Origin of the sequence: Rathayibacter sp. AY1C5 (assembly GCF_002931705.1) — a bacterium.
In the GTDB taxonomy this organism is placed as follows: Bacteria; Actinomycetota; Actinomycetes; order Actinomycetales; family Microbacteriaceae; genus Rathayibacter.
This window is the reverse complement of the sequence record NZ_PSWD01000012.1, coordinates 57,957-77,360: the sequence shown is the minus strand read 5'-3', so window position 1 is coordinate 77,360 and position 19,404 is coordinate 57,957. Positions and strand designations below refer to the sequence as shown.

The window sequence follows — 19,404 nt, the reverse complement described above, 5'->3', positions numbered from 1 at the left end:
GGAACGCCGTCTCCTCTTGCCAGACGTCGAGTAGTGGCCGCGGAAGTGTCCAGCCGCACGTGCGGCGCGGCGCTCCCCATGAACACGATGACCGGACACGAAGTGCCCGGTCTGGCGTGTCAGGCGAGGGTGAGGAAGAGCTTCTCGAGCTCTTCCACGGTGAGCTTGCGCGGAGAGGCGTCAGCCGCGACGTCGTCGGCGGAGTCCGCGTCATCGGTGATGAGGCACTGACGCATGGCGGTGGAGATGATCGCGAAGCCGGCCCGATCCAGAGCGCTGGAGACGGCGGAGAGCTGGGTGACGACGTCTCGGCAGTCACCGCCGCTCTCGACCGCGCTGATCACGGCGGTGAGCTGCCCCTGCGCGCGCTTGAGGCGGTTCGCGATCTTCCGGATGGCGTCCGTGTCGTGGAGTTGGCCAGCGGTGTCGGTCATGCTCATTCTTCCTGTTCGCGGCGCGGGAGGCGCGTCGAGTGCTGTGATGCTGCGGGTGAGCGTCAGCTTCCAGATCAGAGTACCCCTGGGGGTATCAGCGCGGAGACTGTGACGCGATTCTCGATCGCTTGTCCGTCTCATTGCCGGAGCGTCAGCGGGTGAGGAGTCCCGCGATGCTGACGGACGCGACGAACACGGCGACGACAAGGACGAGTACGGCGAACACGATCTTGACGGTTCTGTCCGGGAGGCGGGAAGCGTAGCGGGAGGCGATGAGGGATCCGGTGATCGCGGCGCCGCTGAACAGGAGGATGGCGGGCCAGTCGAGGGTGGCGCCAGGGAGGTGGGCGCTGAGACCTGCGACTGAGTTGATCACGATGATGACCAGCGAAGTGCCGACCGCGGTGCCGGCGGACAGGCCGAGAAGGAGGATGAGGGCGGGGGTGATGAGGAATCCCCCGCCGATGCCGAGCAGGCCCGTGAGGAATCCGACGACCAGGCCGACTCCGATCGCGCGGAGCGCGTAGAGGCGGACCCGGTGATCGTGTCCGGTGGGTGGGGCGGTGAGCATGCGGATGCCGGCAGCGACCATGAGGGCTGCGAAGAGCAGCATCAGCACGTCCGGATCGAGGACCTTGTTGATCTGGGAGCCGACCCACGCGGCAGGGATTCCTGCGGCGCCGACGAGGGCGGCGGTGCGCCAGTCGATCGCACGGCGCAGTCGAGGGATCACGGCGGAGAGCGCGGCAAGCCCGACCACGATCAGGGACGCGGGGACGGCCTCGTCGGTCGACAGTCCGACGCCGTAGACGAGGGCGGGGACGGCGATGATCGAGCCGCCGGCGCCGACCAGGCCGAGGACTGCTCCGATGAGGAGGCCGAGAGGGAGGGAGATGAGGCTCATGCGCTCTTCCGGATTGTCGGGTGGGTGAGGGCACTCTCCGCGAGGTCGGCGAGGGCCGCGGCGGCGAGGATGCCGGAGTGGCGGCGCACCACCTCGCCGCGGCGCAGGAGGAGGACTGTTGGGATGGACCGGATTCCGGCTGCTCGAGCGAGAAGCGGTTCGGCTTCGGTGTCCACGGTGGCGAAGAGGATTGCCGGGTAGTGCTCGGAGAGGCTCGCGAACACGGGTGCGAAGGCTCGGCAGGGTCCGCACCAGCTCGCCCGGTAGCTGATGAGGGCGACGTCGTGCGCTGTCGTGGCGGCGTCGAAGGTGTGCGTGGTGAGGGTGTGGACGGTCATCGATCCGAGGTCAGGTGATGGGGAGGCCGGCGAGGGTCCAGGCGTCCATCCCGCCGGCCATCGTGTCGGCGGTGAAGCCGGCGCCGGCGAGTGCGGCCGCTGCGGCGGCGCTGCGTCTTCCGCTGCGGCAGACGACGATGATCGGCTGAGTGGCCGAGAGCTCGGAGAGGCGCTGCCCCAGCTGCCCCATCGGCACGTGCAGTGCGCCGGGGATCATGCCGGTGGCGACCTCGTCGTTCTCGCGGACGTCGAGGATCTGGCTCGTCGGACGACGACGGTCGGCTTCGGTGACGGTGATCTCGTTCATCAGTTCTCCTTCAAGTAATGAGCGGGGTGATGCCTCACTGGGAGGGGTCAGCGGAGGGGTTCGCCGGCGGAGCGCCAGGCGGTGATCCCGCCGCGCAGGGAGTGGGTGCTGTAGCCGCGGTCGGCGAGAAGGCGAGCCGCGGATGCGGAGCGGACGCCGGACTGACACATGAGCACCACGGGACGGTCCTTCCGGATGCCTGCGCTCGTGCTCTGCAACGTGTCCAGAGGGACGTGCTTCGCTCCTACGGCGTGGCCGGTGCGCCATTCCTGTGCGGTGCGCACGTCGACCAGGGTGGCGCCGAAGAGCACGAGCTCTTTCGCCTGCGCGACGGAGACAGTGCGGGACGAGCGGCGGAACAGGCGGTCGAGAAGACCCATCAGGCTGCGCTCCGGACCGGGATCTTGGTGATGGCGCCGGTGGCCGTCGGCTCGACGGCGGCCTTGTTCCACGGCAGTCGTCCGAGGACGGAGGCCATCGGGCAGCTGTTCACCGCGGCCGAGAACGTCAGGCCCGCGCCGATCGCGCCGGACAGCAGACGCAGCGGAGAGCCGATGACGCGTCCGCCGACAAGACCCAGGAGGACGAGGACGCCGGCGGCGAAGCGGACCTGGCGATCCATCGCCCATCGTTCAGCGCCTCGGACGACGTCGCCGCCGGCGGCGGCGTAGCCGGGCACTCCGTCGGCGAGGACGTAGGCGCCGGTGAGGCCGGTCGCGGCCAGGCGCTGTCGAGCCTGCTCCGCACGGACCCCGGACTGGCAGGCCAGCACGACGCGGCTTCCGAGGCGCTCGGCGAGCTGGTCGGTGTGCTCGGACAGCAGCGGCAGGGGCACGTTGAAGGAGCCGCGGATGTGCAGCGACTCGAACTCCGCTGCGGAGCGCACGTCGATGACGAGCAGGTCCTCGTGCTCGCTCACCCACTCCTGGAGAGTGCTCGAGTCGACGGTGAGAGGGGAAGAAGTGGTCGTCATGGTTGCCCTTTCGAGAGCGCGGAAACACCGAAGGCGGGCGTCGCCGATGGTGGGAAGCGAAGAGGTAGGCCGTGGCCGGCACGGGTGAGATGCCGGGCGGCGGGGCCCGGCAGCCCGGCGAGGGGACACTCGCGCTCGGGCCGGTGTCCGCCCGCCGCGCCCGAGTTCGGGCGCGTGAGTAGGACGCGCCAGGGTGGGGCGCGGCGGGCGGGACGCCGTGAGGAGGGTGTGTCAGGCGGTGGGTGCGTCGGCGTTCTGCTGGGCGCGGGAGTAGCCGAGGTAGCTGCCCTCGATCTCGATGACGGGGAACCCGGCGCGGCGCAGCGCCTGGCTGGCGATGATGTTGCGGGCGCCGCTCTGGCAGTAGCTGATGATCGTGCGGTCCTTCGGGAGCCGGTCGGTCTCCCACAGCACGCGTCCTGCGCCGATCCGGGTCGCTCCGGGGACGTGGCCGGCGGCGTACTCGCTCGCTTCGCGCACGTCGAGCACGAAGGCGTCCTCGATGTCCGCGACCTCGTCGGGGGCGATGGTGGCGGAGGGTCGCGTCTCGAGCCCGTCGAGGGTGGTGAGGTAGCCGGGGTAGGAGTCGATTCCGACGCGGATCAGGTGATCGCGCACGTGATCGGCCTGCTCCGGCCCGTCGACCAGGAGAAGAAGGGGGCGCTTCTCCTGCTCCGGGTCCACCGCCCAGGCACCCCACGCGGCGGTCTTCCCTGTCGCGGGGATCGCCAGGGCACCGGGTACCGAGCCGGCGCGCACGTCGGCCGGGGCGCGGGTGTCCACCAGGACCACCTCGTCGTCGCGGAGCAGCTCGGCGGCGTCCTCGGACGTCACCGCCGCCAGTTCGGACAGGGGTCCGAGCACGGCGGGGCCGTCGCGGTTCTCGCGCTTCATGCGGGCGAAGTAGGCGTGCGCGTCGGGCTGCCCGTCGAGCAGCTCGCGGACGAACCCGTCCCGGTCATCCGCCGCGAGGTAGGGACCCCACCAGGTGTAGAGGCGTTCGTAGCCGACGGTGGTCGACGCGATCGCTCCGAGCGCCTTGCCGCAGGCGCTACCCGAGCCGTGCGCGGGGTGGATCTGCACGTGATCGGGAAGGGTGAGCAGGACGCGCTTGAGGCTGTCGAAGAGGTCCTGCGCGCCCTGGAACCGCGTGTCCTGACCGCCCGCCGCTTCATCCAGCAGATCGGGGCGGCCGAGGTCGCCGACGAACACGAAGTCGCCGGAGAGCAGGTAGCCGGGATCCTGAGTCAGGGCGCCGTCGGTGACGAGGAACACGAGGTGCTCCGGAGTGTGGCCGGGGGTGTGCCGGGCCTGCAGGCGGAGGTTGCCGACGGGGATCACGTCACCGTCGTGCAGCCGGGTCGCGTCGAAGCCGTACTGCCAGTCGACGCCGCCCTCCCCCGAGACGAAGATCTCGGCGTCGGTGGCGCGGGCGAGCTCGCGCGTGCCGGAGAGGTAGTCGGCGTGTATGTGGGTCTCGGTCACCGCGACGATGCGCATGCCGTTGCGGGCGGCGGTGTCGAGGTAGACCTGGACATCCCGTCGCGGGTCCACGACCACCGCGTCTCCCGTGGCCTGGCAGCCGATGAGGTAGCTCGCCTGGGCGAGGTCGTCGTCGTACAAGCGTTCGAGCAGCATCACTTCCCCTTTCAGTAGGAACTCATGACCAAATTATACCCCCGGGGGTATTTTGTCGAGCGTGCTCAGGTGGGGGCTGGCCCTTCGGGCGAGCGAGCGCCGTCCGGCTGGCAGCGGTCAGCCTGCCGGCACCGTCCGCATCTCCTCACCCACCGAGGTGTGCAGATCGCCGCTTCGACTGGAGCCCTGCGCCATCGATGAATCTGTCCGAGTGCGAATGACGGGGGTCCGTGTCACCATGACTGCATGGTTCCCACCCTCGAGGTACTGACGATTTCGAAGATCAGCGCTCGTCTCGCTGAACTTGAGGCACGCGCAGGGGCTTCGGTTGATGAGCTGCGCCAGCGCGCCGACCGGTACGAGCTGTCCCAGGAGGGACAGTCGATCCTGCGCAAGCTCGAGGACCTGACGTACCTGCGGGAGCATGCCGAGCGTTGACCCTGGCGGTCAGTCCGACGGGGACCTCGAAGAGAAGGTCTTCGACTTCATGCTCGAAATCATGGAGATGCTCGCGAAGATCATCCCCAACGGACTCGTCGGCCTAGAAAGCAGCGTGGTTCGCATGCGCGGCGGCGGTGTCGCCGTCACTGTCGAGCCCACCGAGGAGCTCGGGCTTCGTCTGGACATCGAGGGCACCGAGACCTTCCGTCTCGTCGTCCAGTATCGGCTGGTCCTGAGTCCGGTGAGCCACCTCGTCTCTGTGGAACGCTCGACGTTCAAGGTGAACGTGCGCGGCTCGGCCCGGCCGCTCTTCACCGTCGACTACCTCCGAGACAGCGGCAGCGACGTCCCCTCGGCGCACTACAACGTGCATGCCGAGCGGCAGGACATGACGGACGCCCTCGCCGCCACAGGAGCTCGACGTCGCGGCAAGATCTACCAGAAGCGCGTAGCGAAAGGTGACCCGCCGCGATTCGGCGATGTTCACTTCCCGACTGGCGGCCATCGGTTCCGACCGTGCCTCGAGGACGTGCTGGAGATGATGATCATCGAGTTCGGTATCGACACCATCAGTGGCGCGGGCGCCGCCCTTCACGAGGGTCGCCTTCGGTGGCGCAAGCGTCAACTCGCCGCCGCGGTGTCCGACGATCCGATGACCGCCGTGGCAGAGCTGGAGCGGCTGGGGTTCACTGTCGTTCCGCGCGACAGCGCCGAAATACTCCCGCGTTTCGATCGGCTCACCGCACTCTGAGGCTCACCCCCTCACCGCAGGTACGCCGGCAGCGCTCCTCCGCCGAGCCTCACCGTCAAGCGCTCCCGGGCGCCGCGAGCTCGCCGGTGATGTATTGCGCTCGGCCGAAACCGAAGGACCAGTCGGCCGCGGTGTTCTCGATGAAGCCGATGACGAGGTCGGCGCCGTCGATGCCGATCGCGTCCAGCGCGGCGGCGAGGGCGGCGAAGAACGCCTGCTTCTCCTCGGTGCTGCGGCCGGTCTGGGTGAAGATCTGGATGATGACGATCTGCTCGGACCTCTCGATGCCGAGTCCGACGTCCAGGGCGGTGAGTCGGCCGGGCTTGTGCTCGGTGACGATCTGGAAGCGGTCACGCTCCGGGAGGCCGTAGACCTCGACGAGGGTGCGCATCAGCGCGTCACCGAGTGCGGTGATCTGCTGGTCGGAGCGGCCCTCGATCAGGTCGATGCGGATGAGTGGCATGGTGACTCCTTCAGTCCGGGGCGTGGTCGCACCGTAGCTCCCTGCCAGCGCTGGGCTCTGCCTCTCCCCTGCGTCTCTTCTCAGCCGGTGCAGCACCGACGGGATTGGGCAGGCTCTCCTGGCTAGCGCTCCCGCGGGGCGGGTGCTTGCATGGCCCTCATGTCGACCCCGTCCACGCCTCCGCCCTCCTCGCCCCGCGCGGAACCGCACGACAGCGCGATCTCAGGTCGGCTGAACTGGTTGCGAGCGGGCGTGCTGGGCGCGAACGACGGCATCGTCTCGGTCGCCGCTCTCGTCGTGGGTGTCGCCGGTGCGACGACCGCGACGGCACCGATCCTGACGGCGGGTGTCGCGGGTGTCGTCGGCGGTGCGATCTCGATGGCGCTGGGCGAGTACGTGTCGGTGAGTAGCCAGAGCGACAGTCAGCGTGCGCTGATCACAAAGGAGCGCGTCGAGCTGGCCGAGGATCCCGACGGGGAGCTCGAAGAACTCGCCTGGCTGTACCAGGCGCGCGGTCTAACCCCGGAGACAGCGCATCAGGTCGCCCGCGAGCTGACCGAGAACGACGCTCTGACCGCACATCTGGAAGCGGAACTGGGGTTGAACGAGGAAGCGGTCGCCAGCCCGCTCGCCGCCGCCGGCGCCTCGGCGCTGGCGTTCCTCCTGGGAGCCGTGCTGCCGCTGCTGGCGATCCTGCTCCCTCCGCCGGACTGGAGGGTTCCGGTGACCTTCGCCGTGGTGCTGATCGCCCTCGCCGCGACCGGATACATCAGCGCACGGGTCGGCGGCAGCCCGGCTCTGCGCCCGATGATCCGCATCGTCGTCGGCGGCGCGCTGGCCCTCGCCGCGACGTTCCTGATCGGGTCGCTGCTCGGCACGTCCGGCGCGATCTGATGTCCCGGATCCTCGTCGTCGAGGACGACCCGCAGATGGGCGCCCTCGTCGAGCGAGGACTGCGGGAGGACGGCTACGACGTGCAACTCGTCGACAACGGTGTCGATGCGCTGATCGCCTTCACGGCGGGAGATGTCGACGTCGCCGTCGTCGACGTCATGCTGCCGGGGATGACCGGGTTCGAGGTCTGCCGTCGGATGCGCGAGTCGGGCAGCACCGTCCCGGTCGTGCTGATCACGGCGCGGGACGCCGTCGAGGACCGGATCTTCGGGCTGGACTCGGGCGCCGACGACTACGTCACCAAGCCGTTCCACTTCGGCGAGCTGAGCGCCCGGATCCGCGCACAGATCCGGCGCCGAGCCAGCGGCCCGCAGCCAGTGGTCCAGATCGGAGCGCTGCGCCTGGATGCCCTGTCCGTGCGCGCGACGGTCCGAGAGCGTCCCTTCGCGCTGAGTGTCAAGGAGCTCACGCTGCTGCGCTTCTTCGCCGTGCATCTCGATGAGGTACTGACCCGGACGGAGATCCTCGCCGAAGTGTGGGGGTCTACGGAGACGTTCGAGCCGACCCTCGTGGATCAGTACGTCAGCTACCTCCGCAAGAAGCTCGCCCTCGCCGACACAGGCCTCCGGATCACGACCGTCCGCGGCGCCGGATACCGGCTGGAGCGCGCCGAGTGAGGCTGCTGCGCTCCCTGTCGATCCGCTCCCGAATCACCCTCGGCAGCCTCCTCGTCGCGCTGATCGGGGTCGGCGTGATCACCCTCGTGCTGCACGGGCAGTTCCGCAGCATCGTCGTCGCGTCCGAGGTGACCCTCGCCGAGGGCGACCTCGCCCCGTATCTCGCCGATCTGGGATCGGACCCGACCGAGACCCCCGACCCTCCGGCCGAGGGGATCCTGATCTTCGCGCGCGCTCCCGGCGGGGCGGTCCCCGTCGACACGATGCCGCACGACGTCCACGAGGTTCTGGAGCGCAGCACCGGCAGCGACGGCACCTCGACGGTGATGACCGACGAGGACGTCCGGTTCACGATCGTCTCCCGGACCCTGGACACGAGTGCGGGCACGTGGGAGCTGTGGGCGGCGCGCAGCGGCGCCGGCAGCGACCTGACCGTCGCGGCCCTGGACCGGACGCTGCTCGTCAGCGCCGCGGCCCTCGTGATCCTGTCCGCCCTCGCCGCATGGCTGCTCACCGGCGCCGCCCTGCGTCCGGTCGAGCGGATGCGCCGCACCGCCGCGTCCCTCGGCGACCGGGACGGCGGCGAGCTTCCCGTAGGCCCGGCGACTGATGAGCTGTCGGATCTGGCGGAGACGTTGAACGCGTTCATCGCCCGGACGCGGGACACCGCCGATCGGGAGCGGCAGATGGTGTCCGCGGCAAGCCACGAGATCCGCACGCCGCTGGCAGTCGTCATCACCCAGCTCGAACTCGCGCACCGGCACTTCGGCGACGCGGACGCCCTCGAAGAAGAGATCCGCGCCGCCGAGGGGTCCCTCGCCCGCCTGTCCCGCCTGGCGACGAACCTCCTGGAGCTCTCCCGGCTGGACGCCGCCCCGCCCGTCACCGCGCGCGCGACGGCGAGCGAGCTGGAGACCGAGCTGATGGACTCCGTCGACCGGCTGAGGACGATCACCGGCGGCACCGGCCCCGACATCGAGCTCGATACCGCGATCGAGCGCGCCGACGCGCCCTACCCGCTCTCGGTGAGCGCGTTCTCGCGGATCCTCGACAATCTCGGCGCGAATGCGATCGCCGCAACACCTCCTGCCGGACGCATCACCCTCCTCCTCGAGCAGCACGATTCCACCCTCGAGCTGAGCGTCCGGGACACTGGGCACGGCATCCCGGAGGAGTTCGTGCCGCACGCGTTCGAGCGCTTCTCTCGACCCGACGAGGCGCGCACCAGCCGCGACGGCGGCAGCGGGCTCGGGCTCGCCCTCGTCGCAGCTCTCGTTGACACCGCGGACGGATCGGTCACCATCGAGAACTGTCGACCCGCCGGAGTGAGGGTGACGGTCGTGCTGCCCGAGCGGTGACATGTGAGACCTCGAACACGAATCGGACTCCGGCGGGGAATCGGCACGCATTCCTCATAGTCGACACCAAGACTCCCCCGCGACGGTAGGAGCGCGCCCCCGGAAACCCGAGGTCGGCGCATGCGACACCGACCGGAGGGCGCCGCCGTGAGCACCACGATCCGACCGACCAACGCACCCGCACCCCACGCGCCGACCACGCTGCGGCGGTCGCAGGCCGACCGCGAGCGATCCCTGCGTCGGCGCCTGCGGTCCGCGGACGCGCTCGTCACCGCCGGCTGGGTCTCGGTCGCCCTCGCCATCGCGCTCTACCTCGCAGCCGGCGGGCCCGCGGAGGCCACCGATATCGCCGGAGCTCTCACGGCCGCAGGGATCGTCGCCGGCCTCGTCGGCACCGACCTGATCCTGGTCATGCTCGTCCTCGCCGCCCGGATCCCCTGGATCGATCGCACCTTCGGCCAGGACACCGCGATGGCGCTGCACCGTCGCCTCGGCAAGCCCGCCCTGTCTCTGATCCTCGGGCACGGTGCCCTGCTCACCGTCGGCTACGCCCTCACCGACGGGCTGACGCTGTGGAACGAGACACTCGCTCTGTACTCCGGCGCCGACATGCTCCTGGCGCTGCTCGGCAGCACCCTGCTGGTGCTCGTCGTCGTCACCTCCCTCGTCGCCGTGCGCCGCCGCTTCGCGTACGAGGCGTGGCACGCGATCCACCTCCTCAGCTACGCGGCCGTCCTCGTCGCCGTCCCCCACCAGCTCTCCGCCGGCCAGGTCCTCGCCGGGAGCACCCCGCAGCGCGTCTACTGGCTCGCCCTCTACGTCCTGGCGTTCGGAGCGATCGCCAGGTTCCGGTTCGCGGTGCCCGTACTCGCCACCCTGCGGCACCGGATCCAGGTCGAGGCCGTCGAGACGATCGCCCCCGGCGTCTTCTCGCTCCACCTCTCCGGCCGCGACCTCTCCCGCCTCGGCGTGATCGGCGGGCAGTACGCGATCTGGCGGTTCTGGAGCCGCGGCACCTGGTGGCATGCGCACCCGATCTCCTTCTCCGCCGTCCCGACCGACACCCGCGCTCGGATCACCGTCCGCGCACTCGGAGCCGGGACCGACCGTCTCGCACGACTGCGCCCCGGGACCGCGGTCTCGATCGAGGGGCCCTACGGGATCTTCACCGACGTCGCCCGCACCGCCCCGCGGCTCGCGATCATCGCCGCCGGCATCGGCATCACCCCCGCCCGAGCGCTCCTCGAGCACGGCGGCCTCCGACCCGGCGAGGCCACCGTCCTGCTGCGCGCCACCGACGACTCCCAGACCTACCTCTGGGACGAGACTCGGACACTGGTCCGCAGCAGCCGCGGCACGCTGTTCGGGATGATCGGCCGGCGGCCCGCAGGGCTGGCGACGTGGATGTCCGCCGAGTCCGTCGCCCGAGGTGTGACGATCACCTCGGCACTGCCGGGCCTGCTCGAATCCGACCTGTTCGTCTGCGGTCCGACCGCCTGGGCCGACCTCGTCGTCCGCGACGCGCGAGCGGCAGGCCTGCCCGACCGGCAGATCCACGTGGAGAGGTTCGACTGGTGAGAACACGAGCAGCAGTCGCCAGCGTCCTCGCCTCCCTCGCCGTCCTCGTCGTCGGCTGGCAGATGGGATCCGCCGGCGCCACCGGGTCCCCGCTCGCCACCGGGACGAGCGACACCACAGCCACGGAAGGAGCGGCTCCCGCGGTGACCACGCCGACCCCGGCCGGCGCCCCCGCCTCGACGACGCCCTCCGCCGGCGCGCCCACCGACCCGTCGGCCGGTACGAGCTCGACGGCCACTGCTAGCCCGTCCGCCTCGGCCGACGGCACGTGGACCGGCTCATCTGTTCCGACTCGCTTCGGCGCGGTGCAGGTCGCGATCACCGTCGCCGGCGGGCAGATCACCGACGTCACGGCCGTGCACCTCACGGACAAGGACGGCCGGTCCGTGTCGATCTCGCACCGGGCCGCGCCGATCCTGCGTCAAGAAGTCCTCGCCGCCCAGTCCGCGAACGTGCAGGCGGTCAGCGGAGCGACCTACACCAGCGACGGGTACCTCACCTCCCTGCAATCGGCGATCGACCAGGCCGGACTCTGACCGTGCACACGTTCACGACGATGGGCACCGTCGTCAGCCTGCGCGCCGCCGACGACACCCCGGTCGGCGACGTCGAAGCCGTCTTCGCCGACGCCGACGCCCGCTTCAGCCTGTACCGGCCGGAGTCGGAGGCGTCCCGGATCGCCCGCGGCGAGCTCGCGCTGACGGCCGCGTCCGAGCAGATGCGGACCGCCTACACCGAATCGCTGCACTGGCGAACGGCGACGGACGGCGCCTTCACCCCGCACCGGCCCGACGGGGTCATCGACCTCGCCGGAACCGTCAAAGCGACCACCATGGCGCACGCGGCCCGGCTGCTCGGCGACGGCGAATGGCTCCTCGATGTCGGGGGAGACGTCCTCACCTCGCCCGCCGACAGCTGGACGATCGGGATCGTGGATCCCGGCGACCGGCAGGCGCTGCTCTGCATCGTCCCCCTCGGCGACGGTCGCCGCGCGATCGCCACCTCCGGGACCGCCGAACGCGGAGAGCACGTCTGGCGCCGACCTGCCGAGCCCGGTGACGTCCCCTTCGTGCAGGTGTCCGTGATCGCCGAGGACATCGTCACCGCCGACGTCCTCGCGACCGCGATCCTCGCCGGCGGCGTCGGGACGCTCGACACCGTCACCGACCGCTTCGACGTCGACGTCCTCACCATCGACGCCGCCGGTGCCCTTCTCGTGACCGACCGGCTCCGCCGCCTGATCGCACCGGCGAGCCGGCACACGTCCTGACTCCGCTCGGTCGGCTCCTCGCATATCGGCGGTGAAGCGGGGAGTCGGCTCGGAGGACGGGCGAGTGATCGTTCGAGGGCTCACACGAATACGTCCAACGGCAGAGCGCGCAGGGCGGGGCGCGTTAGCGTCACGAGGACAGCCCCCCTCTCGACCGAAGGCGCCCCCGATGAACGACTGGCAGATCAACGGCCTCCCCCTCCACCCGCTCCTCGTGCACGCCGTCGTGGTTCTGCTCCCCCTCGCCGCACTGATGCTCATCCTCGGCAGCCTCTGGCCGGCCGCCCGCCGCAAGTTCGGGATCCTCACCCCGATCATCGCCCTCGCCGCGCTGATCGCCGTCCCGCTCACCACGCAGGCCGGTGAAGCGCTCGAACGACAGACGGAGCCGTCCGCGATCCTCGAGAAGCACACCGAGCTCGGCGACCACCTGCTCCCCTGGGCTGCCGGCCTGTTCCTCGTCGCCCTGGTCCAGTGGCTCTGGTTCCGCCGCACGCGACGAACCGAGGACCGAGCCGCCACCACCCGCCGCCCCCTCGTCGGAATCGTGCTCGCCGTCGCAGCGATCGCCACCTCCGTCGGAGCGACCATCGACGTCATCCGCATCGGCGACTCCGGCGCACAAGCAGTCTGGTCCGACTCCACCTCGAGCACCAGCACCGATCAGGCACCCGCGCCCGATAGCGACGACGACTGACCCACCCGCTCTCGGGCACTGCCCTCTCCGGCTGACACCGCCCCCTCTTCGCAGGAGGATGGTGTGAGTTCCTCAGCACTCGACGCCATCTGCAAGGTCCTCGGCTGCCGGGTGGGCGACATCCTGACTCACGTGCCGGACGACGTCGGGAGCAGTACGGATCGGCTCGGTGACCGAGCGGCCCGCTGACACGTCGCACCTCGGTGGTCGACTGGTCACCGCGGGCGTCGTCCAGCTGGTGGCCGTCGTCGCGCTCAATGTGCTGGGGCCGATCGTGCCCGTCTGAAGGATCTCCGGCCCGAGCGCTCAGGGTCCACTGCGGTCCCCGATCTGTCGCCTCTGCTCCGCTGGGCGATCGCCGCGGCGGTGTTCCTCGTCTGGGCCTGGTCGACGGCGTGGCCGGCCGGCCCGGAACGCACCCGCGACCTCGCCCGCCACGAGGACCGGTCCCGGAAGCTGGTCGACTCGCTCATCATCGCCGCCACCTTCTTCAGCCTCGTCCTCGTGGTCGTCGCACTCCTCCGCAGCCAGCAGAAGGACCCCGTCGGATCCGCGGCCGCGATCCTCGCGGTCGTCGGGGTCGTCGCGGCCTGGGCGCTCATCAACACCGTCTACGCCTTCAAGTACGCGCGCATGTACTACCTCGACGACCGCCACCGCTTCGACTTCGACCAGGACGAGGAACCGTCCTACAGCGACTTCGCCTACACCGCGTTCTCGATCGGGATGGCCTACAGCGCGAGCAGCATCACCCAGTCCTCCACCCCCTCACGCCGCGTAGCCCTGGCCCACGCCCTGCTGTCCTACTTCTTCGGCACCTTCGTCGTCGCCGTCGCCATCAACCTGATCACCGGCCTCACCCAGGGAGGGTGAGGAGTGCCGCACATCCTCAGGCAGGCGTGTCGGAGCTCGATACTGAGGTCATGGCATCACCGCTCGTCTCCGACGTCGCTCACTCCGGTCTCACCGTGGCCGACCTCGACGACGCGCTGGTGCTGTGGTGCTCCGGTCTCGGGTTCGTGCTCGAGCGCACCTTCACGCTCGACGTGGAGGTCACGGCGGCGACCACCGGCGTCCGTGGAGCCGTGATCCGCGCAGCGACGGTGACCCTCGGCCCCCACCGTGTGGAGCTGCTGCAGTACGACCCGCCCCGACAGCTCGAGTCCGCCGGCTCGCCCGCACAGGTCGGCACGGTGCACATCGCGCTCACGGTCTCGGACCTCGATCGTGTCCTCGAGCTCTGCGCTGGACACGGTTGGAGACCGGTCGGGACACCTCACCGGATGACCGCTGGCGCCCGAGCCGGCACGCGCATCATCTACCTCGAAGGTGCCCTCGGCGGATTCCTCGAACTGATCGCGCCCCCGCAGCTCCCGTAGGCCGCGTCGGCCGATCGCGTCGAGGGCCCGATCTCTCAGCCCGCCAACCTCGCCATCCACTCCTCTACCGCGTCGGGCGTGCGCGGCATCGCCGCCGAGAGCAGGATCGACGACGTCTCCGTGACCACGAGGTCGTCCTCGATCCGGATGCCCAGCCCCCGCAGCTCGGCGGGGACCGTCAGGTCGCCCGGCTGGAAGTAGAGGCCCGGTTCCACGGTGAGCGTGTGGCCGGCCGCGAGCACTCCGCCGAGGTACGTCTCGTGCGGAGCGTGGTTGCAGTCGTGCACGTCCATCCCGAGCATGTGCCCGGCGCGGGAGATGCTCCACCGGCGGTGGTACGACGCGGACGGGGCCATGGCCTCGTCGACGGAGCAGCGGATCAGGCCGAGGTCGATCAGCCCCTCGGTGAGGGCTCGCCCGCACGCGTCCTGGTAGTCCTGGAAGCGCACTCCCGCGCGCAGGGAGTCGATGCCGGCCTGCTGCGCGCGCAGCACGATCGAGTACACGTCCCGCTGCAGCGGGGTGAACTCCCCGCTGACCGGGAAGGTCCGGGTGATGTCGGCGGCGTAGAGCGAGTGCAGCTCGACCCCCATGTCCATCAGGACGAGATCGCCCTCGGCGAGGGGCCCGGTGTTCCGCGTGTAGTGCAGGGTCGTGGCGTGCGCTCCCGAGGCGACGACCGATCCGTAGGCCGGCCCCTGTCCCTCGACCAGGGCGCGGCGGGCGAAGGTGCCCTCGAGGTAGCGCTCGCCGCGGGGCATCGCGCGGGCGACCGGCCACGCCTCGAGGCAGTCGTCGAAGCCCCGCGCCGTGCCGTCGACGGCGAGCTGCAGCCGTCCGATCTCCCAGTCGTTCTTGATCAGGCGCAGCTCGTCGAGCGTCGCCTTGAGCACGAGGTGCGGTCCGAGCTCCGGCCCGCAGATGCTCCGCACCAGCTCGTCGACGCTCTCGTCGAGGGTGGGCAGGACCCGGATGCGCCGGGCCCGCCGCGCGGCCCGCTCCACGTCGCGGGTGAAGTCGGCCAGCGGCCGGGTCTCGATGCCCAGCGCCGCCTGCGTCTCGGCGAGCGACGGCCGCGGCCCGACCCAGAGGTCGCCGAGCGCGTCGTTCTGCCAGAACTCGTCTCCGTCGCGGCCGGAGGGAGCACGCAGGTACAGGATCGAGCCGGCCTCCCCTCCCGTCGTGTCGACGACGAGCACGCTCTCGGCGACTCCGTTGCCCGTCAGCCACACGTGGTCGGTGCCCGGGCGGAAGCGGTGGTTGCTGTCGTTCGAGCGCACCCGCGGCAGGCCGGCGGGGATGATCAGCAGCTCGGCGGGCAGCGCCTGCGCCAGTCGCGACCGGCGCTCCGCGGTGTAGGCGAGCACCGGCTCGTCGGGGTCGATCACCGGCTCCGGATCGGCCCAGCCGGCGGTCATGAACGCGCCGTCCCCGGGGAGCGGGCTGCGGTTCACGGCCCTCGGCATGCTCCAGAGTGCGGACTCCTCGGCCCGGGCCTCCTCCACCGCGCTCACGCGCCCGTCCGCTCCAGCGCGTCGGGCAGCTCCTCGAGCCAGGCCGCCCGGTCGGCGTCGAGTGGAGCCAGCGGCAGCCGCCCCAGCCCGTCCGGCAGCGGGATCGCCGCGAGCAGCGCCCGCGTGTACGGGTGCAGCGGGCTCTGCCACACCGTCTCGGTGTCCCCCGACTCCACGACCCGGCCGCGGTACATCACGAGCACCCGGTCGGCGATGCGCCGGACCACCGAGAGGTCGTGCGAGATGAACAGCATGCCCGCGCCGGCCTCGACGCTGAGCGAGCGCATCAGCGCGGCGACGCTCGTCTGGGTCGAGGCGTCGAGGGCCGAGATCGGCTCGTCGGCCACGAGCATCCGCGGCCGCGCCGCGAGGGCCCGCGCGATGGCGATGCGCTGCTTCTGGCCGCCGGAGAACTCGTGCGGGAACCGGCTCGCCATCGCCGGGTCGAGCCCGACGCGGCGCAGCCAGTCGGCCGGGTCCGAGCCCTCGGCTCCCCGGGCGAGAGCCGCCCGGACGCCGTCGCCGATCTGCTCGCCGATGCGGCGACGGGGGTTGAGCGAGGAGTTCGGATCCTGGAAGACCATCTGCACGCCGGTCATCGCCGGACTGCGCCGACGGAGTCCGAGCGCGGGGACGTCGACGCCGTTCAGGCGCACGTCGCCACCGCGGCGCTTCTCGATGCCGACGACGGCGCGCGCGAGGCTCGATTTGCCGCAGCCGCTCTCGCCGACCAGCGCCACGACCTCGCCGGCCGCCACCCGGAAGCCGACCCCGTCGACGGCACGCAGCGGCGGTCGCCGCCCGTACTCGACGACGATGCCATCGGCCTCGAGAACCACTCCCGCGCTCATCGCGCACCCCTCTCGACGTCGCCTGCCGTGGCCGCGCCCGGATCGTCCGCGGCGGCGGCCCTCTCGTGCCCCTCAACGAGCTCGGCGACCAGCTCCTCCGGGCTCTCCTCGAAGCTCGAGCCGGGCAGAGCCGCGAGCAGCGCCCGCGTGTACTCGTCCTCGGGTGCGGTGAACAGCCGCTCGCGCGGAGCCGACTCCACGACGAGCCCCTGGCGCATCACCGTCACCTCGTCGGCCACGGCGCTCATCACGCCGAGGTCATGGGTGACGAGCAGGATGCTCAGCCCGCCGTCGTCGACCAGCTCCCGCAGCAGCTGCAGCACTCCGGCCTGCACGGTCACGTCGAGCGCGGTCGTCGGCTCGTCGGCCAGCAGCACCGAGGGCTCGCACGCGAGCGCCACCGCGATCGCGATGCGCTGCCGCTGACCCCCGGAGAACTGGTGGGGGTAGCGCCCGAGGGAGGCCCGGGCGTCCGGGACCCGCACCCGCTCGAGCAGGGCCTCGGCCCTGGACCGCGCGGCCTCCTTGCCGAGACCGAGGTGGTGGCGCAGGTGGTCGGTGAGCTGGCGGCCCACGGTGAGCTGCGGATGCAGGCTCGTCGACGGGTCCTGGAAGACCATGGCGACCCGGCGTCCGCGCACCGTGCCGAGCACCTGCCGGGACGCGCCGACGAGCTCCGTCGTGCCGTCGCCGGTGTCGTCGGCGAGGCGGATGCTCCCGCTGGCCGTCATCGCTCCGGGCAGCAGTCCGAGCACCGCCAGGGCGGTCATGGTCTTGCCCGAGCCCGACTCGCCGGCGAGACCGTGGATGCCGCCGCGGCGCAACGCCAGATCGATGCCGTCCGCGATGGCGTGGCTGCGGGTGCGGATGCGCAGCCCGCTGATGGTCAGTGCGTCGCTCACAGCGTGGCGCCTCCTCCGCGGATCGTCTGCGACCGCGGGTCCAGGGCGTCGCGCAGGGCGTCGCCGACGAAGTTGAACGCGATGACGACGGTGAGGATGGCCAGGCCCGGGAAGACGCCGATCCACCACGCGTCGAAGTTCTGGATGGCGTCCGACACCATCGAGCCCCACTCGGCGGTCGGCGGCTTCGCGCCGAGCCCGAGGAACGACAGGCCCGACAGCAGGAGGATGGCCGTGCCGATGTCGAGGCTCGCCAGGACGAGCACCGGGCCGACGATGTTGGGCGCGATGTCGCGGACGATGGAGCGCAGCGGCGAGAAGCCGAGCAGCTGTCCGGACACGACGTAGTTCGACGAGCGGAGGCCGAGCACGAGACCGCGGGTCAGCCGGGCGTAGGACGGCCACGACACGATCAGCGCCGCGAGCACCGCGTTCAGGAGCGACGCTCCGAGCGCGGCCGCGATCACCATCGCCAGGATGACCGTGGGGAACGCCATCACGAGGTCGGTGATGCGCATCGCGACCTCGTCGACCGCACGGCCGAGGAATCCGGCGACGGATCCGACGATCGCGCCGATCAGCACCGACATCACGACGAGCAGCAGGGCGAGCGGGATCGTGACCCGGGCACCCCAGATCACGCGCGAGAACACGTCCCGGCCGAGCGCGTCGGTCCCCATCAGCGTGCCCTCGCCGGGTGCCTGGAGGAGGGGCAGGTCCTGCGCGAGCGGATCGTGCGGGGCGATGACGGGGGCGAGCACGGCGATGAGGATCCAGAGCACGCCGACGGCGGCGCCGAGGAGTCCGAGCGGCGCCGACCAGCGGCCCAGGCGGGGGCGGCGCAGGCGGAGGCCGGGGGCGGCGACCGGGTCGAGCACTCCGGCACCGACGCCGTCGCGCGGACCGGCCGGAGCGCCGTCGCGCGGGTCGGACCGGGTGGTTCGCGGATCCGTCACGAGGCCAGCCTCACTCTCGGGTCGAGCACGCCGTACAGCAGGTCGACGATCAGGTTCACGAGCAGGTACATCACGCCGATGAGCAGGCCGACGCCCATGATGCCGCGCAGGTCGAGGTGCGACGCGGCCTGGTAGGCGTAGGAGCCGATCCCGGGCCAGCCGAAGACCGCCTCGACGAGCACGGTGCCGCTGAGCAGGCTGCCGAAGGCGAGGCCCACGACGGTGAGGATCGGGATGCTCGCCCCGCGCAGCACGTAGGAGAAGGTGACCGCGCGGTTCGGCAGCCCCTTCGCGCGGGCGGCCCGCACGTAGTCCTGGTCGAGGATCTCGAGCACCGCGGTGCGCACGAACCGGGTCAGCAGGCCCACCGTGTAGAGCGTCAGGACGAGCACGGGGAGGAAGAGGTGCGACGCCGCGTCGAGGAAGGTGTCGAGCTGGCCGGCGAGCAGGGCGTCGACCGTGTAGAGGCCCGTCACCGTCGGCGGCGTGGTGAAGTCGCTGCTCAGCCGGCCGGATCCCGGCGCGATCCGCAGCTGGAAGTAGAGGACGTAGTAGAGGACCAGCGCGAGCCAGAAGGTCGGCACGCTGAGGCCGGCCAGCGACACGACGCGCAGAACGTGGTCGGAGGCCCTGCCGCGTCGGTAGGCGGCGACGGTGCCGAACAGCACGCCGATGATCACGCTGAGCACGATGGCGCCGAAGGCGATCTCGAGGGTGGCCGGCAGCGCCTTCGCCAGGTCGGCGACCACCGGGTTGTGCGTGGTGGTGGAGACGCCGAGGTCCCCGTGAAGCAGGTTGCCGAGGTAGGTGAAGTACTGCACGACGAGCGGCTGGTCGAGACCGTACTGGGCGCGGAACTGCGCGACGATCTCCGGATCCTCCGCAGCGCGCTGGCCGAGGGCGGCCGCCACGGGGTCGCCCGGCACGAGGTTGGTCAGGATGAAGGTGACGAGGGTCACGCCCACCACCAGCAGCAGCGAGGTGAGCACGCGGCGGAGCGCGTAGCGGAGGAACGGGTGGGCCGCCCGGCCCCCGCGCTGACGCGGGGTCCGGACGGCCGTCGTGGTGGTGGACACGGG

25 protein-coding genes are annotated in these 19,404 nt (G+C 71.0%); 12 read left to right on the top strand and 13 right to left on the bottom strand.

Going from position 1 to position 19,404, the window contains the following annotated elements:
• Positions 1–119 precede the first annotated feature (119 nt).
• From C5C57_RS10505 to C5C57_RS10475, 7 genes are all read right to left on the bottom strand, one after another.
• Entirely contained in the window at positions 120–434 is a 315-nt protein-coding gene (locus C5C57_RS10505; RefSeq protein ID WP_104268943.1) for a metal-sensitive transcriptional regulator, read from the bottom strand.
• A gap of 151 nt (positions 435–585) precedes the next feature.
• Positions 586–1,338, bottom strand: coding sequence for a sulfite exporter TauE/SafE family protein (locus tag C5C57_RS10500; RefSeq protein WP_104268944.1), 753 nt, complete (start codon positions 1,336–1,338; stop codon positions 586–588).
• Positions 1,335–1,676, bottom strand: coding sequence for a co-chaperone YbbN (locus tag C5C57_RS10495; protein ID WP_104268945.1), 342 nt, complete (start codon positions 1,674–1,676; stop codon positions 1,335–1,337). The genes C5C57_RS10500 and C5C57_RS10495 overlap by 4 nt, the downstream gene beginning before the upstream one ends.
• A 10-nt stretch (positions 1,677–1,686) precedes the next feature.
• Positions 1,687–1,983 carry a rhodanese-like domain-containing protein gene (locus tag C5C57_RS10490; RefSeq protein ID WP_104273012.1) on the bottom strand — a complete coding sequence of 99 codons (297 nt, stop codon included), beginning with the start codon at positions 1,981–1,983 and terminating at the stop codon, positions 1,687–1,689.
• A gap of 47 nt (positions 1,984–2,030) precedes the next feature.
• Positions 2,031–2,363 carry a rhodanese-like domain-containing protein gene (locus C5C57_RS10485; RefSeq protein ID WP_104297599.1) on the bottom strand — a complete coding sequence of 111 codons (333 nt, stop codon included), beginning with the start codon at positions 2,361–2,363 and terminating at the stop codon, positions 2,031–2,033.
• Positions 2,363–2,956 carry a rhodanese-like domain-containing protein gene (locus C5C57_RS10480; protein ID WP_104268948.1) on the bottom strand — a complete coding sequence of 198 codons (594 nt, stop codon included), beginning with the start codon at positions 2,954–2,956 and terminating at the stop codon, positions 2,363–2,365. The genes C5C57_RS10485 and C5C57_RS10480 overlap by 1 nt, the downstream gene beginning before the upstream one ends.
• Before the next feature lie 231 nt (positions 2,957–3,187).
• Complete coding sequence (locus C5C57_RS10475) at positions 3,188–4,594, bottom strand: rhodanese-like domain-containing protein (RefSeq protein WP_104297598.1); 1,407 nt, start codon at positions 4,592–4,594, stop codon at positions 3,188–3,190.
• A gap of 246 nt (positions 4,595–4,840) precedes the next feature.
• Between C5C57_RS10475 and C5C57_RS10470 the strand changes: the two genes are divergently transcribed.
• Complete coding sequence (locus tag C5C57_RS10470) at positions 4,841–5,032, top strand: hypothetical protein (RefSeq protein WP_104268950.1); 192 nt, start codon at positions 4,841–4,843, stop codon at positions 5,030–5,032.
• Positions 5,019–5,786, top strand: coding sequence for a hypothetical protein (locus C5C57_RS10465; RefSeq protein ID WP_104273010.1), 768 nt, complete (start codon positions 5,019–5,021; stop codon positions 5,784–5,786). The genes C5C57_RS10470 and C5C57_RS10465 overlap by 14 nt, the downstream gene beginning before the upstream one ends.
• A gap of 55 nt (positions 5,787–5,841) precedes the next feature.
• On the opposite strand, the gene C5C57_RS10460 is transcribed toward C5C57_RS10465, so the two are convergent.
• Positions 5,842–6,249 carry a tautomerase family protein gene (locus C5C57_RS10460; protein WP_104268952.1) on the bottom strand — a complete coding sequence of 136 codons (408 nt, stop codon included), beginning with the start codon at positions 6,247–6,249 and terminating at the stop codon, positions 5,842–5,844.
• A gap of 159 nt (positions 6,250–6,408) precedes the next feature.
• Between C5C57_RS10460 and C5C57_RS10455 the strand changes: the two genes are divergently transcribed.
• The 10 genes from C5C57_RS10455 to C5C57_RS10410 all read left to right on the top strand — a co-directional run bounded on the left by C5C57_RS10455 (position 6,409) and on the right by C5C57_RS10410 (position 14,102).
• A complete protein-coding gene (locus C5C57_RS10455) occupies positions 6,409–7,143 on the top strand; it encodes a VIT1/CCC1 transporter family protein (protein ID WP_258063306.1) in 735 nt (244 codons plus the stop codon).
• Complete coding sequence (locus C5C57_RS10450; protein WP_104226516.1) at positions 7,143–7,820, top strand: response regulator transcription factor; 678 nt, start codon at positions 7,143–7,145, stop codon at positions 7,818–7,820. The genes C5C57_RS10455 and C5C57_RS10450 overlap by 1 nt, the downstream gene beginning before the upstream one ends.
• On the top strand, positions 7,817–9,178 hold the full coding sequence (locus tag C5C57_RS10445) for a cell wall metabolism sensor histidine kinase WalK (protein ID WP_104297597.1): 1,362 nt from the start codon (positions 7,817–7,819) through the stop codon (positions 9,176–9,178). Before C5C57_RS10450 ends, C5C57_RS10445 begins: the two co-directional genes overlap by 4 nt.
• Before the next feature lie 147 nt (positions 9,179–9,325).
• The gene (locus C5C57_RS10440) at positions 9,326–10,756 is read left to right on the top strand and encodes a ferredoxin reductase family protein (protein ID WP_258068683.1); all 1,431 of its coding nucleotides are present in this window, start codon (positions 9,326–9,328) and stop codon (positions 10,754–10,756) included.
• Positions 10,753–11,292: an FMN-binding protein gene (locus C5C57_RS10435; RefSeq protein WP_258063405.1), complete on the top strand. Its 540-nt coding sequence runs from the start codon at positions 10,753–10,755 to the stop codon at positions 11,290–11,292. The genes C5C57_RS10440 and C5C57_RS10435 overlap by 4 nt, the downstream gene beginning before the upstream one ends.
• 2 nt (positions 11,293–11,294) lie before the next feature.
• Positions 11,295–12,026, top strand: coding sequence for an FAD:protein FMN transferase (locus tag C5C57_RS10430; protein ID WP_258059425.1), 732 nt, complete (start codon positions 11,295–11,297; stop codon positions 12,024–12,026).
• Positions 12,027–12,195: 169 nt separating this feature from the next.
• Positions 12,196–12,723: a DUF2231 domain-containing protein gene (locus C5C57_RS10425; RefSeq protein ID WP_104297595.1), complete on the top strand. Its 528-nt coding sequence runs from the start codon at positions 12,196–12,198 to the stop codon at positions 12,721–12,723.
• Between the two features lie 63 nt (positions 12,724–12,786).
• Entirely contained in the window at positions 12,787–12,912 is a 126-nt protein-coding gene (locus C5C57_RS18650; RefSeq protein ID WP_181069179.1) for a helix-turn-helix transcriptional regulator, read from the top strand.
• A 93-nt stretch (positions 12,913–13,005) separates the two neighbouring features.
• Positions 13,006–13,596, top strand: coding sequence for a DUF1345 domain-containing protein (locus tag C5C57_RS10415; RefSeq protein ID WP_104297593.1), 591 nt, complete (start codon positions 13,006–13,008; stop codon positions 13,594–13,596).
• Positions 13,597–13,646: 50 nt separating this feature from the next.
• Positions 13,647–14,102 carry a VOC family protein gene (locus C5C57_RS10410; protein WP_104223254.1) on the top strand — a complete coding sequence of 152 codons (456 nt, stop codon included), beginning with the start codon at positions 13,647–13,649 and terminating at the stop codon, positions 14,100–14,102.
• A 35-nt stretch (positions 14,103–14,137) separates the two neighbouring features.
• On the opposite strand, the gene C5C57_RS10405 is transcribed toward C5C57_RS10410, so the two are convergent.
• The 5 genes from C5C57_RS10405 to C5C57_RS10385 are packed head-to-tail and all read right to left on the bottom strand — an operon-like array spanning position 14,138 to position 19,401.
• Positions 14,138–15,616 carry an aminopeptidase P family protein gene (locus C5C57_RS10405; protein ID WP_219812642.1) on the bottom strand — a complete coding sequence of 493 codons (1,479 nt, stop codon included), beginning with the start codon at positions 15,614–15,616 and terminating at the stop codon, positions 14,138–14,140.
• Entirely contained in the window at positions 15,613–16,467 is an 855-nt protein-coding gene (locus C5C57_RS10400) for an ATP-binding cassette domain-containing protein (protein WP_104239496.1), read from the bottom strand. The genes C5C57_RS10405 and C5C57_RS10400 overlap by 4 nt, the downstream gene beginning before the upstream one ends.
• On the bottom strand, positions 16,464–17,369 hold the full coding sequence (locus C5C57_RS10395) for an ABC transporter ATP-binding protein (RefSeq protein ID WP_104297591.1): 906 nt from the start codon (positions 17,367–17,369) through the stop codon (positions 16,464–16,466). The genes C5C57_RS10400 and C5C57_RS10395 overlap by 4 nt, the downstream gene beginning before the upstream one ends.
• Positions 17,366–18,325, bottom strand: a complete 960-nt coding sequence (locus C5C57_RS10390; protein ID WP_258068682.1) for an ABC transporter permease — start codon at positions 18,323–18,325, stop codon at positions 17,366–17,368. Before C5C57_RS10390 ends, C5C57_RS10395 begins: the two co-directional genes overlap by 4 nt.
• Positions 18,322–19,401: an ABC transporter permease gene (locus C5C57_RS10385; protein WP_104223257.1), complete on the bottom strand. Its 1,080-nt coding sequence runs from the start codon at positions 19,399–19,401 to the stop codon at positions 18,322–18,324. The genes C5C57_RS10390 and C5C57_RS10385 overlap by 4 nt, the downstream gene beginning before the upstream one ends.
• Between the last annotated feature and the right edge of the window lie 3 nt (positions 19,402–19,404).